Genomic DNA, 14525 nt, shown 5'->3' on the forward strand with positions numbered 1-14525 from the left:
GATTTTGGTTGATGTTCTCATCGTTCTTTTCCTTGTGTTGTCGCTAGTGCTAGTCACTAGCACCTAACTAGCAACCCTTGCTAGATGAGTATATTATAAGTGTACCTACCAAAGAAGTCAAGCATTTGATAGAATACGTTGCAGAGCTACAACTACGTCTTGACATCTCCGAGCGTTGCATTCATGTTTTGCACCAAAGACTTGTTTAAGCCATAATTACCCAAGCACCCTACAAGAAAATTGTGGGGTGTTTTTGTTTGCCCCTACAAGGTTCGCACCCCTTGCCACGACTGGCTATAATACTCAAAAACAAGTGAGTAAGCCATGACAAAAAGACAAATAGACTGGGAAAAGATTGAGCTGGATTATCGGGCTGGCATTAAGACATTAAGACAGATTGCAAGTGAGCATGATGTTGCTCATAGTGCTATTGCTAAGAGAGCAAAGCGAGATGACTGGTCAAGAGACTTATCTGCAAAGATTGAGAAAAAAGCCGAAGAGCTGGTGAACAAGTCGCTAGTGAACACCGAAGTGAACAAAGAAAGGTCGGCAACCGAAAAGCAAGTGATAGACGCCAACGCCCAAGCAATCTTAGAAGTGCGTTTGTCTCATCGTAAAGACATCAACAAAGCCAAAAATCTGATGAATGCCCTGCTTGATGAGCTGGGCAGTCAAACGATAGAGCGTGAACTGTATGAGCGATTGGGCGAGTTTTTGCGAGATGAAGATGAAAAAGGTATAGACAAGCTCAATGACTTATATCAAAAGGTCATCAGCACCCCAAGTCGTGTACAGTCTATGCAAAAATTGGCAGACACAATGAAAACGCTCATCACATTAGAGCGTGAAGCCTTTAATATCGGTAAAGAAGTGGAAAAAACATCTGACCCTCTAACTGAACTCATCACTACCATCGCTAAAACTAACAAATCCACTTTTGGTGTGGTCGCTGATGACCCAGAATATGAGCAATAGGCAGGCGTGCAATGGGAAATCTGATTTATCATAGCGACAACAGACGATACACCATACCTGACAGCCCTGCTGAATTAGAAAGGTGTTTGGCTGACCCGCATTGGCGACTGTTTAGCGGGTGTTTGTACAAGATTATGCTCAAAGGCGATGATGAAACAGATGCTTTTGTCATGCCATTTATCCCCAATGACGCACAGGTTAAGTTTATCAAACGCCTGTGGCACCGAAATATCATCTTAAAGGCTCGTCAATTGGGCTTTACCACGCTGATTGCCATCTTGTATCTTGACCACGCCTTGTTTAATGCCGACCAACGCTGTGGTATCATCGCCCAAGACCGTGAGACCGCAGAATCAATTTTTAGGGACAAAGTCAAATTCGCTTATGACAACTTGCCCCAAATCATCAGGGAGCGAATGCCACTTGCCCGTGATAGTGCCAGCGAGCTACTTTTTGACCACAACAATTCATCAATCCGAGTAGCAACTTCTATGCGTGGTGGTACAATCCACCGCTTGCACGTCTCAGAGTTTGGTAAAATCTGTGCCAAATACCCAGACAAGGCAAAAGAAGTGATGACAGGCTCAATCCCTGCCGTACCGACCAATGGCGTGCTTGTGATTGAAAGCACTGCAGAAGGTCAGCAAGGGGATTTTTACAATCTAACTCAGACCGCCCAAGCCCATTTTGCTCAAAAGAAAATCCTTACCCCCAAAGATTATCGCTTTCATTTTTATGCGTGGTGGCAAGAACCCAAATACCGCCTAGAAGTTGCAGGCGTGAAAATCTCGCCTGCTGACCACGCTTATTTTGATGAAGTGGAAATGATTGTCAAACGGGACATGAACCTTGACATCAAAATCCACCCAGAGCAACGGGCGTGGTATGTAGCAACCAAGAATGCAGACTTTTCAGGTAATCCTGACAGAATGTGGCAAGAATATCCGTCATATCCTGCCGAAGCCTTTCAAGTCTCAACCGATGGCAATTATTATGCCAAAGACATGCTCGAATTGCGTCAGCGTGGCGGTATTACCGATGTAGCCATTCTTGACGTGCCTGTCAATACCTTTTGGGATATTGGCAACTCGGACGGCTGTGCGATATGGTTTCATCAAGAAGTAAACGGTCAAGACCGCTTTATTGATTATTACGAAGCCCACAATGAGACCTTACAACACTATGTTGCACAATTAAAGTCAAAAGGCTATGTGTTTGGCACACACTACCTGCCCCACGATGCTGACCACGAACGCCTATCAGCCAATTACAACAAATCCACCCGACAGCAGTTGCAAGACTTGATGATTGGCGAAAAGTTTGTGACTGTGCCACGCATACAGTATCTGATGGACGGCATTCAGCAGACAAGGGCGTGTATGCGTAATTATTGGTTTGATGAGACACGGTGTAAGCTCGGCATACAACGCATTGACGGCTATAAAAAGAAATTTAGCCAAAAAGACAATCGCTACATAGACCTGCCCGACAAGTCCAACGGTTGCACCGAAGGAGCAGACGCCCTAAGACAGCACGCACAGGCTAAGATGATGGGTTATTTTGACAGTAAGGACGACTATAAATACGAGAACGAAGGCTTGGATTGGCAATTAACTTAACCACGATAAGCACACCCCCACAAGGTTCGCCACGCCTGCCTACATTTGCCATAATTGCTACACCTTTTTAACTTGGAGCAAATTATGGCAAATACCCTTTTTGACCATGCCCGCCAAATGTTTTTGGAGGCACAAATTAATGCGAAAACTGACACACTCAAGTGTTTGCTTGTTGATACTGGTAACTACACCCCACAACCTGCAACACACAAATTTCTCTCTGACATCTCGTCATCTGCTCGTGTGACCGCACCTGTGACATTAACGGGCGTTACGACAGATGGCGGTGCATTGGATGCCAATGATGTGACATTCACTTCTGTGACAGGAGCAAGCATTGAAGCCATTGTCATCTACAAAGACACAGGCACAGAAAGCACAAGCCCCATCATCGCATGGATTGATACGGCAACTGGCTTGCCCATCACCCCGAACGGCGGTGACATCATTGTGACTTGGGATAACGGCACTAACAAAATCTTTAAACTGTGACTTATGTGCTTGGGTTGAATTATCAACCCAAGCTCTTTAAGGGATAAAAAATGACGAAACCTACTCCTATCATCATTGGTGTACAAGGCTTCAATGCCTTTCAAGCCAAGCCTGAACCAGTGCCCGTCAGTAGAATAGACTGGCAAAAAATATCAGGGCTGACCTATTTTGAAAAATATGCCAAAGAACATAATGTCCAAGACATCATTCATTTTATCAATGATGAGATTGAACGCTATGGCGAAGAAATGGCGTATGAGCGTTATACAAACTGGTTTTACAATACAGGGCTGTGGCTCAATGAAACACCCATGGGAGAGTTAATAACATGAATGTGCTTTATGGGGGCTATATGGACCCTGAAACCAAACTCTATCCTTATACCATCATTGACATGGAACAGACGTTTACAAATAAAGATGATGCCTTTGGCTTTATAAAGTCAAAGGTGCGTGGCAATCTCATATATCATAAATCATTATATCAAAGTGATAATTATTATTTATTAGATAACATTCCCAACATTTGGCAAGACATCACAGGTGTTAAACGGTCTGCGGTTAGTATTGTGGCTGATAATGGCATTCATTTTTTGTTAGATAATTCTAAAAAGACAAGTTTGCCGATAAATGGTAACGGTGTTTTTGTGACCAATAGATATACAAGTACTGCCATCTCAGCATTGCCAAGTCTGTATCTTGCTATGAAAAATGACGGCAGTGATGTCTACACACATTACACAATCAATGGTTACGAAAATGGTGTATTGATTGAAAATACTATTTACAATGGTGTAGCAAAAGGCGTATTTTGGTTTGATGAGGACGGCATTATTTACTTTACTGTTGATAGTGCAGAAATGATAAATATCGGTTTATTTTCGGCAAATAGCACCAGCTTTTCGCAAATCGGTAAATTAGAATCCCTAAAAGTCTATGCCATTCGTTCAGTCGCCTCTTATGCTGAAGGCAAAGTCACCGATAAAACTGGCAAGCCTTTTAAAAATGCTCGCATCACCGCCCTAAGACGCCATAACATGATGGTGGCAGGCGAGGCAATCAGCGGTGATGACGGCTCATATAGAATGAACTTATTTGCTCTCAAAGGGAGCGAGCTTGTCATGGTGTGCTTAGATGATGATGGTAAAAGTCCAGATTTTGAAGCTCAGATTTATGACCGTGTTGTGGTGACATGATTGAAAAGGGTCGCATATCCTTGAATTTCACACTAAGCCAAAGCAAAAAAGGGCTTAGCACATCGTTACGCATTGATTTTGGGGTGTATCGCACCCAAGATGTCAAGTCCAATACTATTAGTCCTTTTGGTATTTCACCTTTTGTTGTTAATCCGCACTCTGTCCGCCATCGTTTTGTGCAAGATGGCCATGTCAAACAAGATTTTACCCTCCAAGAAACGGTTAGTGACCCTAAGCTCAACCAGGTTGACTTTGTTTTTGGTGGCAATCAATCAAAAGAAGGTCAGCATATCATTGTTGGTATGGGTGACCAATCATCTATACCAAGCACACATCACATCTATCGTCTGCGTGACTTTATTCAAAATGTGTCTGTTGGCGATGTTCAGGCGTTTGGGCGTGTTAAGATTACTAACAAAAACCAAACACTTTATACTCAAGCATGGATTTCCCATAAAATTGGTAATCCAACACTCATTAATAAAACCCAAGAGATAAAAGTTACAAGCTTTGCAACAGGTTGGTTTGGCTTGCCATCTGTTTCACCAAGATTTATTTATGTTCGTGGTTTTTTATCTGAGAGTGTCGCAAGTCCAAGTATTCTTAATAGTCTTCAATTTGTTAAAGCAATTGGCATTGAAAGTCATCAATTTGGGCAAGCACGCCTTGTTAATCATCGGCGGTTTTTGCCTGTTGTGGGATTTGATGCCCATACTGTCTCACGCCCAACCATCTGGTATGGCAAAAGACCTGTTGTCAATCATGGGTTTGTCAGCAGTCAATTTGGCGCACCAAGCCTACAAGGTGGTGTCCGTTATGTTGCCCCTAAAGGTATTAGCCATAAAATCATCTATCGACTTGATTACCCAGACCCAAATCGCCCCATCTTTGGTATTGCAGATGACATTAATAGCACGCCATACAAAAACACGTCAGCTATCCAATATGGTCGATATCTGTCTGTGTTGTCTTATGGTATGTTCGGAACAACAACAGCAAGTAACAAAAATCAAATCATACGGCCACAAGGAATAAATGGTTTAAATTTTGGCTTAACATTATTTGCTGGACCAATACGTCATCTATACCCAAAATCTTGGCAATCAGATGATTTTGGCTATGTTTCAGAGAGCAAAAACCCTAGAACATGGCAAAATCCAAGTGAAGGAATGCTTGGACTGTACAAAGGTTATGCAAGATGGCAATCTGGCCTGACTGTTTGGTATGGCACAAGACCGATTTTTTCTAAAGGTATCGAGCCTTATAAAAGGGATGTGCTTGGTAACCCACAAAGTTTTGTGTCATCTCCATACGTTGCACATCGCATGCAGTATGTGCAACCACATGGGCTTACAACACAAGCATTTGGTAAACCCACACTGAATCGCCCAGAGACCATCAGTATGCGTGGATGGCTATCTTTGGCGTTTGGCAACACCAAACTGGTTAATACCAAGCAAGTCCATCTAAGTACAGTAGGATTTCAAACCCATAATTTTGGTACAGTTAGTGTATCACCCAGAATTCTTAACCCAAAAGGCTTTGATAGTCAAGTTTTTGGAGAAATAGGCGTTGGTGGCGGCAAATTTCAAGGATTCGACAGCCTGTCTTTTGGGCATCATCGTATCAGTCTTTACCTGCATACCATCAGCACGCAAGGGGTTATTGCCACACAATATGGTGAGCCGTTTGTCCGTCACGCACAAATCTATCCAAAGGGCATATTTCATAATATTTTCGGTGATATTAGGATATACAACCACAATCGCACGATTCACCCACCATCAATTCATGTAAATACAATATCCATCTGGACAAGTATTAAGAATAGCCTATCTATTGTCAGTCCATCAAGCATTGTTGCTCCTGACTTCTATGCCCCCACTATTCTTAATGCTCGTCAGTATTTAAGCCCTTATGGGATTTATCAAGCACGCTTTGGCTATCATCAGGTGTTGTATGATTGGCAATTTTACCGATTCATTCAAGCCATTGGGTTAAGCTCAGCTGATTTTGGTAAAGCGAGCATTGTCAATAAGAATCAGTATGTCAGGACAGGTAATCTTTATCCGCCAGACATGCCTATTCCTAATGTCGAGTTAAAACAAAAGTATGTTCAACCAAAAGGCATTGACAGTCCCATTTTTGGTAAGGCGTATGTGGATTTTTACCATCGTGTGCTTGACACCAAGAGTGTTATCCCATTTTTAAATTTTGGCAATGCATGGGTAAGTTATCGCACTCGCACCATTAAGCCGATTGCTATCAGCAATCCCGTATTACCCAAACCTATTGTGGGTACAAGCCAATATATAGGCCCAATTGGATTTACAGCAACTCTGTGGCTAACCCGCATTATTCCAGAGATTGGGGTTATTTACCCACAAGGGTTTAAAGGTGAATTTGGTTATCACCAAGTGCAAAACCAACTGCAATATGCGCCAATGAGCGGATTTAATGCTCAAATTTTTGGTCAAACCCATCTCTATAACCTTGCACAATATATTCATGTTGTCAATGATGAACAAAGCGAATTATCCCCAAATGGCAAACAAAAAGGATTTGGTCAATGGATTGGTATTGTTAATAGAAATAAGGTCATCCGCACTTTTGGTTTTGCCCATGATGTGTTTGGACGCCATATTTTAAATAATAAGGCTGTGCTTGTCCGTCCTAGTGCTTTTGATGGTCTCCATATCAGCAATCCATGGGTAAGCGATAAGATACGGTATCTTATGCCAGATGGCATCCAATCACCCTACATCAGTCATTGGCATATTGTTTATAATGATGCTAGAGAGATACACCCCAAAGGATTTGTTAATCAAACAGCTTTTGGTAAGCCTACACTTGTCAACACCAGACGCATTTTAACAGGGATTAGTGGTTTTGATAGTAAGGTTTTTGGCTTGGCTATGATAGCCTATAAGGTACGCACCCTTGATGTTGAGTGGCGATACTCCATTGCACCACCCACAATTTCTTTGCCAAATATTCACTTATATACACGTTACATTACCCCAAAAGGTTTTGATGGAGCGACAAAGGGTAAATTTGGTCTTAATGACATTATAGAAAGATTCAACATTATTCAGCCAAGATGGGCACATAAACCATTGTTTGGCATCGCTTACCTCAAGAATCTAACGCCAGAAATCCATATTTTTGGACATGACAGCCAAGAGTTCGGACAGACGAGTATCAGAAATGAGTTTGAGCATATTCATCAACGGGGGCGTGAAAGCCTTGTCATGGGTAAACCAACCATTAAGGACAGACGACAAAAAATATATGTTGTGGGCTTAAGTGGTGTTAAATTCGGCAAACATCAGCTTGTCAAAGAGATACCTCCCTACTACCCACAATGGATTGATTTAAATAAATACAATCATCAATATGAACCCATCGGCGGTGATGGCATTCACAGTCGTTTAGTTTTTGGCACACCAACGCTTAGCGAACGAGCCATTGTTGTCAAAAGTTTTGGTGGTGAAAAATTTGGCACGCCCAGTCTAAGAGACAATAAACTGCAAATGCAATATGGGATTTTTGAGAATGAATTTGGAGTGCCTCTTGTCTGGATTAAAACTCAATATGTCACTGTTAAAGATGGCATAACAGGTCAAATATCGTTTGGCAAGCCAAGACTATCACCACACACCATCTATGCCCCAACAGGTGACAGAGCAACATCACAGGCACGAGCCAATCACCCAAGTGGTTACAACAACCACATAAACAGCATGGCGGTATTTGGAAAAACAACTGTCGCCAATCAACACCGTCATGTCAGAATGTATGGGTATCGCCATGACACGATTAGTGTGCCAATCATCAAAAATCGCCTTATCGTGATTAAGCCTTTTGGATTTAGGTTGTCTCGCTTTGGCATACCAATGATACCCTTTTCTTTGCAACAAATAGCAATGGTACATGGCATTCACCAGACAATCTTTGGGCAAACAAGAATACACCATAAAGAGATTGTTACCACCCAATATATTAAACCCAAAAGTCTTGTCGGCGAAATGGGTCGGCATGCGATTAGCAATTTCCACCGCACCATCCACCCAAAAGCCTTTATCGCCACACAAATGGGGCGGTCAAAACACCCTGACACACCCTTTATGTGGCAAGGCTTACGCATTGGCGAGCGGGTGCTAGGGAGCTATGGCGGATTTGACAGTAGCACTTTTGGCGGTGCGTGGATAAGCAACAAAATCCGTGAAGTGCGTGTGGACGGTTTTGACAGTTTTGTCAGTGAAAGCGACATCAAGAGCTTTAATGGCAGATTGACGGTCAAGCGAGCCATTGACGGCTTGCCAAAACAGCGTAAACCTGCTCAGGCAATCGGAGCGGTTGGCATTGAACCCAACACAATCCACACCCCAAACATCAAAAATAAAGCCCATTATATCCGTCCAGACGGTAACAGCGAGCAGTTTAGAAAAGGAGCATGGTAATGCAATCCAAAAACATTTTCCCGATTTTGGGCATGAATACAGTATCGGACACCGCAAGGCAACACGGCAATTTTGTTCGCCTTGCCAATAACGTAAACATCAATCCCAATGGCACGATTGAACTAAGGGCAGGCGTGAACAAGGTCAGCGACGCACCCATCAAAGACCTTTGGCAAAGCCCTTTGCACAAAGATGTGTTTGGGCGTGTCGGCGATGATTGGGTGCTTGTCAATCCTGTGAATTGGTCGGTTAAGGTGCTTGGACGGATTGGCAATGCACCAATTCATCACGCCCTTGTCAATAACCGTGTGGTAGTCAGTGGCAAAAATGGGCTGTATGAGTATGACGGACAAAGTGCCAAACCCCTAACCATACCCACACCGCCCCCGCCAATGGTAGAAGGACAAAGTCAAGGGCAGGATTTTGGCGAGTGCATAAGCGGACTTGATGAGACCACGCATAAGGCAAGAACAAGAGTCATTGCCATAAGCTATTTGGCAGGGCAAAAAGAAGGTGGGTTATCCAGCACGGTCAAAATAGACGCCGATAGCGTAACAGTTACCTTGCCAATGGTGTTTGACAAGACAGTAACGCACATCAATATCTATACGACAGAACAAGGCGGAGCGGAGTTAAAACTCCTAGCAAGCGTGCCAAAGGACACAGCCGAATACCGTTTTGATACAGGGGCGATACTGGGTAAACCTGCCACAACCGAGCACCTAGACCCCATGATGACGGGCAAATATCTGGCACTATGGCGTGGGCGTTTGGTGGTGGCAAAATCCAATGTCATCTATTTTAGTGAACCACTTAACTATCATCTGACCGATGAACGCCATAACTACATCGCCATGCCCCAAAGAGTTACGTTCTTAGAAGTCGTGGACGGTGGTATTTGGGTGGGGCAGACCACTGGCGTTGCCTTTTTGCAGGGCGTGGACATTGACGAGATGAGTATAAGCCATAAAATCGTACAAGCCCCCATTGCTGACAGTAGCACGCAAATGCCGTCCGAGACGGTGGGCGAGCTATCTAATGGCGGAAGTAGCATGGCGTTATGGTTATCTGCCAATGGCTATTGTATTGGCACATCTGACGGCTCTGTCGTGGAGTATCATGCAGGCGTGATGAATGGCATTACAGGCACAGGTAGCACCGTACAAGTGGGGCAAAGGGTGGTAACGGCAATCACTTGACCGCCCCTTACCCCCCACAAGGTTTTAAATATTTGACAAAGAGCGGTACGCTATGCACATCTTTTTATGGAGATAGCGTATGTACGATGACACCATCACGCCCGAACAAGGGGCAAAGCTTTTGGCACAAGCCGAAAATGGCGAATTTGACTTAGATAACCTAAGCGATGACAGTCAAGAACAAGCCGATGACGTGGACGGTCAAGATGACAAGCAAGACAAGCCACAATCAGACGAAAAACCACAAGAAACACAGCCACAAGAGCAAACACAACCGCCTGTGGATTACATGGCAATCTTGGCACAAGAGCGAGCCGAGAAACTGGCACTACAAGAACAGCTTGCCAAATATCAAACCGAACAAAACCCACAAGAGCAAGAACCGCCTAAGCAAGAAGTAAGCCTTGATGAGTTGTTTGGCGATTTTGACGAAAAGGGCATTAAAAATGCGGTGGACTATCTGGTACAGCAAAAGCTAGAACAAGTCCTAGCCGAAAAACTCACGCCCATTGAACAAAAACAAGCCCAAGATGCCTACCAAGAGCATATCAACGCCATTACCGCCGTACACCCTGATGCAGGGCAAATTGTCAATTCTGATGAATTTGCCAAATGGGTCAAATCCCAACCCAGCTATATTCAGCCGTCTATCGTGAACGTGGTAGAGCAAGGCTCATCAGAGCAGGTCAATGAACTTTTAAACAACTACAAGGCAAGCCTTGCCCCACAAGTCCCCAAAGAAGACATCAAAACCAAAGCCGAGCAGGTCATTAGCGATACCAAACCGCCTGTGCCTAATAGCCTATCAGAGCTTGGCGGTGCTAACCAAACCGACCCCATGCAAGCGTTGGCAAGCATGAATGGGGTGCAAGCTCTTGACACCTTACAAGGCATGAACCAAGAGCAAATTGAAAATTACCTTAACCGACTGTAACAACCGCCAAAAGGAGTAATCTATGGCAGACAAAACCGCCGTCAAACACGGCAATCCAAACAATATGTCGCAATTGGCGGCTGGACTGTTTGCAATTCACAATCAGCGAAACTCACTCATGGGTAAACTGACAGGCAAAATGCCACAAGGCACGGCAGGAGCAGAAGCAACTGTACGCAAACAAACCACTTCGCATATGCCGATTGTGCGTTGCCAAGACCTAACCAAAGGCGATGGCGATGAAGTAACCATTCACTTATTAAACCCTGTAAACGCCAAACCGATTATGGGGTCAGAATATGCCGAAGGGCGTGGTGTTGGCTTGACGTTGTCCAAAGACAAGCTACGGGTTAATCAAGCTCGTTTCCCTGTGGATATGGGCGATGTGATGAGCGAAATTCGCACGCCTTATGATTTGCGTAGAATGGCTCGTCCTGTGGCTCAAAGTCTCATGGATAAGTACATTGACCAAACGCTACTGGTGCATATGGCAGGGGCTAGGGGTTATCATAACAATGTGGAGTGGGTTGTGCCTACCGAACATGACAAAGATTTTAAAAAAATCATGGTAAACCCTGTCAAAGCCCCCACCAAAAACCGCCATTTCCTAGCGGACGGTGCAGGCGTGAAAAGTTTCGCCCAAAGTGGCGGAGCGGTAGAGATTACCACCGCTGACGTGCTAAAAATGGACACTGTGGACAGCATGAAATCGGTGCTGGACCAAATCGCCTTGCCACCGCCAATGGTGCGTTTTGAAGGCGATGTGCTAAGTGAAGACAGTCCGCTTAGAGTGTGGCTACTGTCTCCTGCCCAGTACAATAAATTCGCTGCCGACCCTAATTTTAGAACCTTGCAAGCCAACGCCTTGGCTCGTGCCAATAAAGCCAAACAGCACCCAATTTTCCTAGGCGAAGTGGGTATTTGGAATGGTTTTTTGATGGTCAAAATGAACCGTCCGATTCGCTTTTATGCAGGTGATGACATTCGCTATTGCGACAGCTACACATCAGAAGTTGAAAGCGTGGCAAAAGTGCCTGACAGCTTTGGCTCAAACTTCGCCATTGACCGTTCTATTATCTTAGGCGGACAAGCGGTGGCAGAAGCTTTGGCAGCACACAAACGCTCTGGCATTCCGTTCTTTTGGAGCGAGAAAACCGACCTTGACCATGGCGATAAAGCCGAAGTGCTTATCGGTGCAATTCGTGGCGTGTCTAAAATCCGCTTTGATGTGGACACAGGGGCGGGTCATGAGCTTACCGACTATGGCGTAACCGTGGTTGATACAGCTGTGCCAATCACAGGTATCGGGCAGTAATCCGTTATGGGGCAAATGCCCCATAATCCACAACGATTTGGAGAATAACAATGGCAACACTTACCATTAACCAAAAAAAAGGGCAATTTGGCAATAACCCTTATGGCAACATGACCGCTCTCATCTTTTCGGTGCAAGCGGACAATGGCGGTTTTATTGTCAATACCAATCACAAAGAAGTGCCAAAAGCGGGCGATATTATCCATGTGGGCGTTTTGCCCGAAGGCTTTATCCCATTTGGCTATCGCACGCTTGTGGAAAAAGAATTTACCGCAGGGGCGTTTGATGTGGGATTTAGCTACACGGACGGTGTGGACGATGACAGTTACCCACAAAAAGACACAGGGCTATTTACTCTGCCGACATTGACCGAAAAAGATGGAAGTACGGACGGTAATTTAAAACCAAAAGCCCTGCCAAAATCTGCCTACCTTGACCTAAAAGTAACCACGCCAACCGCCAAAGGCGATAAAGCAGGTCATCTGACCATTATCGTATTTGGTACGTTGCAGGGTCATGCTTGACCCCCACAAGGTGTGATAAATCCCATTGTGTTTGACATAATGGGATTTATTTTTTGGAGTAAATCATGACCAGTATTAACTATATTGGCAAAAAGCCATTTTTTGACCGCCTGTACAATACAGGTCTTAGCTTTGACGTGGGGCAAGTGCGAGACGTGCCTGATGACATGGCACGGCTATTTTTACGTCATAAAGACTTGTTTGCCCTATCAGACACCGCCCCAAAAGCCCCTAAGACAAAAGAGACGGACAACACCCAAGCTCTCATTGACCAAACAGCCAAAGAGACAGCCGAGAAAACCAAAAGCGAAAATAACCTGCAAGAGCTATACACGCAGGTGTCTGTCATGGATAAGGACGCACTAGAACAGTTCGCCCGTGACCATTATCAAATTGACCTAAACAAGCGTAAATCGCTAGAAAACTTGCGTGAAGAAGTGATTGGTTTGATTGACCAGTTTGGGGCGTTGTGATGTCGGATTTTATCCGTAAATGCAATCGCTTGATTGAACAACAATCCGCCAAAGAATTGGCAATTTTAAATCAATATATTTTTAATAAAGGTAAAAAATTGTGAAATCTGTTTCTTGTTTATTGTCTGCTTTTGATGATGATTTTGACATTAAAGCTTTAAAGAATTGCAAAAGAACCATCAAAAAAGACCCAATAGATAAACGAACTTACTTGGGTAGAAAAAAACGCTCATACCCCTACCCAAACAAATCACAAGTTTTTTAATTTATATCAATCGGAGTAATTTATGTCAAAACTAATGACCGCTTGTGCAATGGCTTTATTTATTGCAACTCGCACCGTAAACGCCAAACCAATGAACCGCCAAGAATACAATGATTTGCGGGGTTGGCAAGTACCAGAAAATGAAAATCCTGCCGATGATGGCTATTTGGTAGTCAATAATGGCGTATCAGAACGCAATGTAGAAGGCTTTGACGGCTATGTATCGTGGCTGCCAAAGATTGCGTTTGACGAACAGTATAAAAAATATGATACACCGATTGACCGTATGCAGATTGAGCTTGATGATTTGTATGACAGAATGGATAAATTAGGGACATTCATTGCCAAAGGTCAACCAGCATTCTTAAATGATGACGAATGGGCGTTATTGCAAGAACAAGCCCATCATATGGCAAATTATTATAGTGTCTTAAATATGCGATTGGATATTGCAAAAAGCAAATAATAAGTAGGTGCAGTAATGAAAGAACTTCAACACGCAGATGAAATGAATGTTGTGGCAAGAAATTTCAATAACAATCAAAGCGTAAGTAAAGCAATTGCAACTTTACAAAAAGAGATTTATGAGCGTGCAAGTCAAGGCGAGTTTTACTTAGAAACCAAGTCCTTGTTTAATCTTTCATATAAACAACTAGAAATGGTTGTTGAAAAACTAAAATCGCTGGATTATAGATTTGAAGTCATTGGCGATAATATAAGCGTACGATTTCACAAAATCATCTGGGGTCTTAATAGTGATTTGGAAAAGCGAACATGACTTATACCAAAAGCATAAAGCCCTATGGAAAACTTGTTGCCGAAAACGGTTGGGGTGGTCAATACTTCACTGTTGATAACAAACGCTTTGCATTGCACCAACAAAACTCTGTTTGGATTGACGGGCAAGAAGTTAGGCTTTTTGCAAAAAGGGTTGATGATCATGACCATGACCACGGCAGAGAATACCCAATCAGTTATTGGCAGTATCAGGTGATTTATAAAGATGAGATTAAAGATTTACATGAATTATCAAAAGCAGTTGATGTTTTTGTCTATCCATAAGGTAACACA

At 43.6% G+C, this 14525-nt stretch carries 15 protein-coding genes; all 15 read left to right on the forward strand.

Translation table 11 applies throughout. The features are described 5' to 3' along the window. Window positions 1–77 precede the first annotated feature (77 nt). The 15 genes from IM753_RS13210 (at window position 78) to IM753_RS03160 (ending at window position 14516) form a co-directional block, all read left to right on the forward strand. Window positions 78–209, forward strand: a complete 132-nt coding sequence (locus IM753_RS13210; protein ID WP_255518627.1) for a hypothetical protein — start codon at window positions 78–80, stop codon at window positions 207–209. 115 nt (window positions 210–324) lie between these two features. After that, window positions 325–975: a hypothetical protein gene (locus IM753_RS03095; protein WP_194108625.1), complete on the forward strand. Its 651-nt coding sequence runs from the start codon at window positions 325–327 to the stop codon at window positions 973–975. A gap of 11 nt (window positions 976–986) precedes the next feature. Then, a complete protein-coding gene (locus IM753_RS03100; protein WP_194108626.1) occupies window positions 987–2594 on the forward strand; it encodes a terminase in 1608 nt (535 codons plus the stop codon). Between the two features lie 84 nt (window positions 2595–2678). After that, complete coding sequence (locus IM753_RS03105; protein ID WP_194108627.1) at window positions 2679–3086, forward strand: hypothetical protein; 408 nt, start codon at window positions 2679–2681, stop codon at window positions 3084–3086. 50 nt (window positions 3087–3136) lie between these two features. Further along, window positions 3137–3418, forward strand: coding sequence for a hypothetical protein (locus IM753_RS03110; protein WP_194108628.1), 282 nt, complete (start codon window positions 3137–3139; stop codon window positions 3416–3418). 20 nt (window positions 3419–3438) lie between these two features. Beyond that, the gene (locus IM753_RS03115) at window positions 3439–4281 is read left to right on the forward strand and encodes a hypothetical protein (protein WP_194108629.1); all 843 of its coding nucleotides are present in this window, start codon (window positions 3439–3441) and stop codon (window positions 4279–4281) included. A gap of 20 nt (window positions 4282–4301) precedes the next feature. Next, window positions 4302–8744: a hypothetical protein gene (locus tag IM753_RS03120; protein WP_194108630.1), complete on the forward strand. Its 4443-nt coding sequence runs from the start codon at window positions 4302–4304 to the stop codon at window positions 8742–8744. After that, window positions 8744–9943, forward strand: coding sequence for a hypothetical protein (locus tag IM753_RS03125; protein ID WP_194108631.1), 1200 nt, complete (start codon window positions 8744–8746; stop codon window positions 9941–9943). The genes IM753_RS03120 and IM753_RS03125 overlap by 1 nt, the downstream gene beginning before the upstream one ends. Before the next feature lie 79 nt (window positions 9944–10022). Beyond that, window positions 10023–10877: a hypothetical protein gene (locus IM753_RS03130; RefSeq protein ID WP_194108632.1), complete on the forward strand. Its 855-nt coding sequence runs from the start codon at window positions 10023–10025 to the stop codon at window positions 10875–10877. Between the two features lie 22 nt (window positions 10878–10899). Then, on the forward strand, window positions 10900–12192 hold the full coding sequence (locus tag IM753_RS03135) for a N4-gp56 family major capsid protein (RefSeq protein WP_194108633.1): 1293 nt from the start codon (window positions 10900–10902) through the stop codon (window positions 12190–12192). 50 nt (window positions 12193–12242) lie between these two features. Then, window positions 12243–12716 (forward strand): hypothetical protein, encoded by a 474-nt coding sequence (locus IM753_RS03140; protein ID WP_194108634.1) that lies wholly within the window; start codon window positions 12243–12245, stop codon window positions 12714–12716. Window positions 12717–12781: 65 nt separating this feature from the next. Further along, window positions 12782–13189, forward strand: a complete 408-nt coding sequence (locus IM753_RS03145) for a hypothetical protein (RefSeq protein ID WP_194108635.1) — start codon at window positions 12782–12784, stop codon at window positions 13187–13189. A gap of 287 nt (window positions 13190–13476) precedes the next feature. Then, window positions 13477–13920: a hypothetical protein gene (locus tag IM753_RS12935; protein WP_227713060.1), complete on the forward strand. Its 444-nt coding sequence runs from the start codon at window positions 13477–13479 to the stop codon at window positions 13918–13920. Window positions 13921–13935: 15 nt separating this feature from the next. Beyond that, window positions 13936–14232, forward strand: a complete 297-nt coding sequence (locus tag IM753_RS03155) for a hypothetical protein (RefSeq protein ID WP_194108636.1) — start codon at window positions 13936–13938, stop codon at window positions 14230–14232. Continuing rightward, complete coding sequence (locus IM753_RS03160; protein WP_194108637.1) at window positions 14229–14516, forward strand: hypothetical protein; 288 nt, start codon at window positions 14229–14231, stop codon at window positions 14514–14516. Before IM753_RS03155 ends, IM753_RS03160 begins: the two co-directional genes overlap by 4 nt. Window positions 14517–14525: the final 9 nt, after the last annotated feature.

Origin of the sequence: Moraxella sp. K127, assembly GCF_015223095.1 — a bacterium.
Lineage (GTDB): Bacteria > Pseudomonadota > Gammaproteobacteria > Pseudomonadales > Moraxellaceae > Moraxella.

Coding starts and splice junctions, on each gene's coding strand:
- IM753_RS03125 (WP_194108631.1), top strand. CDS start 8,744: ATGCAATCCAAAAACATTTTCCCGATTTTGGGCATGAATACAGTATCG.
- IM753_RS03100 (WP_194108626.1), top strand. CDS start 987: ATGGGAAATCTGATTTATCATAGCGACAACAGACGATACACCATACCT.
- IM753_RS03110 (WP_194108628.1), top strand. CDS start 3,137: ATGACGAAACCTACTCCTATCATCATTGGTGTACAAGGCTTCAATGCC.
- IM753_RS12935 (WP_227713060.1), top strand. CDS start 13,477: ATGTCAAAACTAATGACCGCTTGTGCAATGGCTTTATTTATTGCAACT.
- IM753_RS03105 (WP_194108627.1), top strand. CDS start 2,679: ATGGCAAATACCCTTTTTGACCATGCCCGCCAAATGTTTTTGGAGGCA.
- IM753_RS03140 (WP_194108634.1), top strand. CDS start 12,243: ATGGCAACACTTACCATTAACCAAAAAAAAGGGCAATTTGGCAATAAC.
- IM753_RS03155 (WP_194108636.1), top strand. CDS start 13,936: ATGAAAGAACTTCAACACGCAGATGAAATGAATGTTGTGGCAAGAAAT.
- IM753_RS03130 (WP_194108632.1), top strand. CDS start 10,023: ATGTACGATGACACCATCACGCCCGAACAAGGGGCAAAGCTTTTGGCA.
- IM753_RS03145 (WP_194108635.1), top strand. CDS start 12,782: ATGACCAGTATTAACTATATTGGCAAAAAGCCATTTTTTGACCGCCTG.
- IM753_RS03115 (WP_194108629.1), top strand. CDS start 3,439: ATGGACCCTGAAACCAAACTCTATCCTTATACCATCATTGACATGGAA.
- IM753_RS03095 (WP_194108625.1), top strand. CDS start 325: ATGACAAAAAGACAAATAGACTGGGAAAAGATTGAGCTGGATTATCGG.
- IM753_RS03160 (WP_194108637.1), top strand. CDS start 14,229: ATGACTTATACCAAAAGCATAAAGCCCTATGGAAAACTTGTTGCCGAA.
- IM753_RS03135 (WP_194108633.1), top strand. CDS start 10,900: ATGGCAGACAAAACCGCCGTCAAACACGGCAATCCAAACAATATGTCG.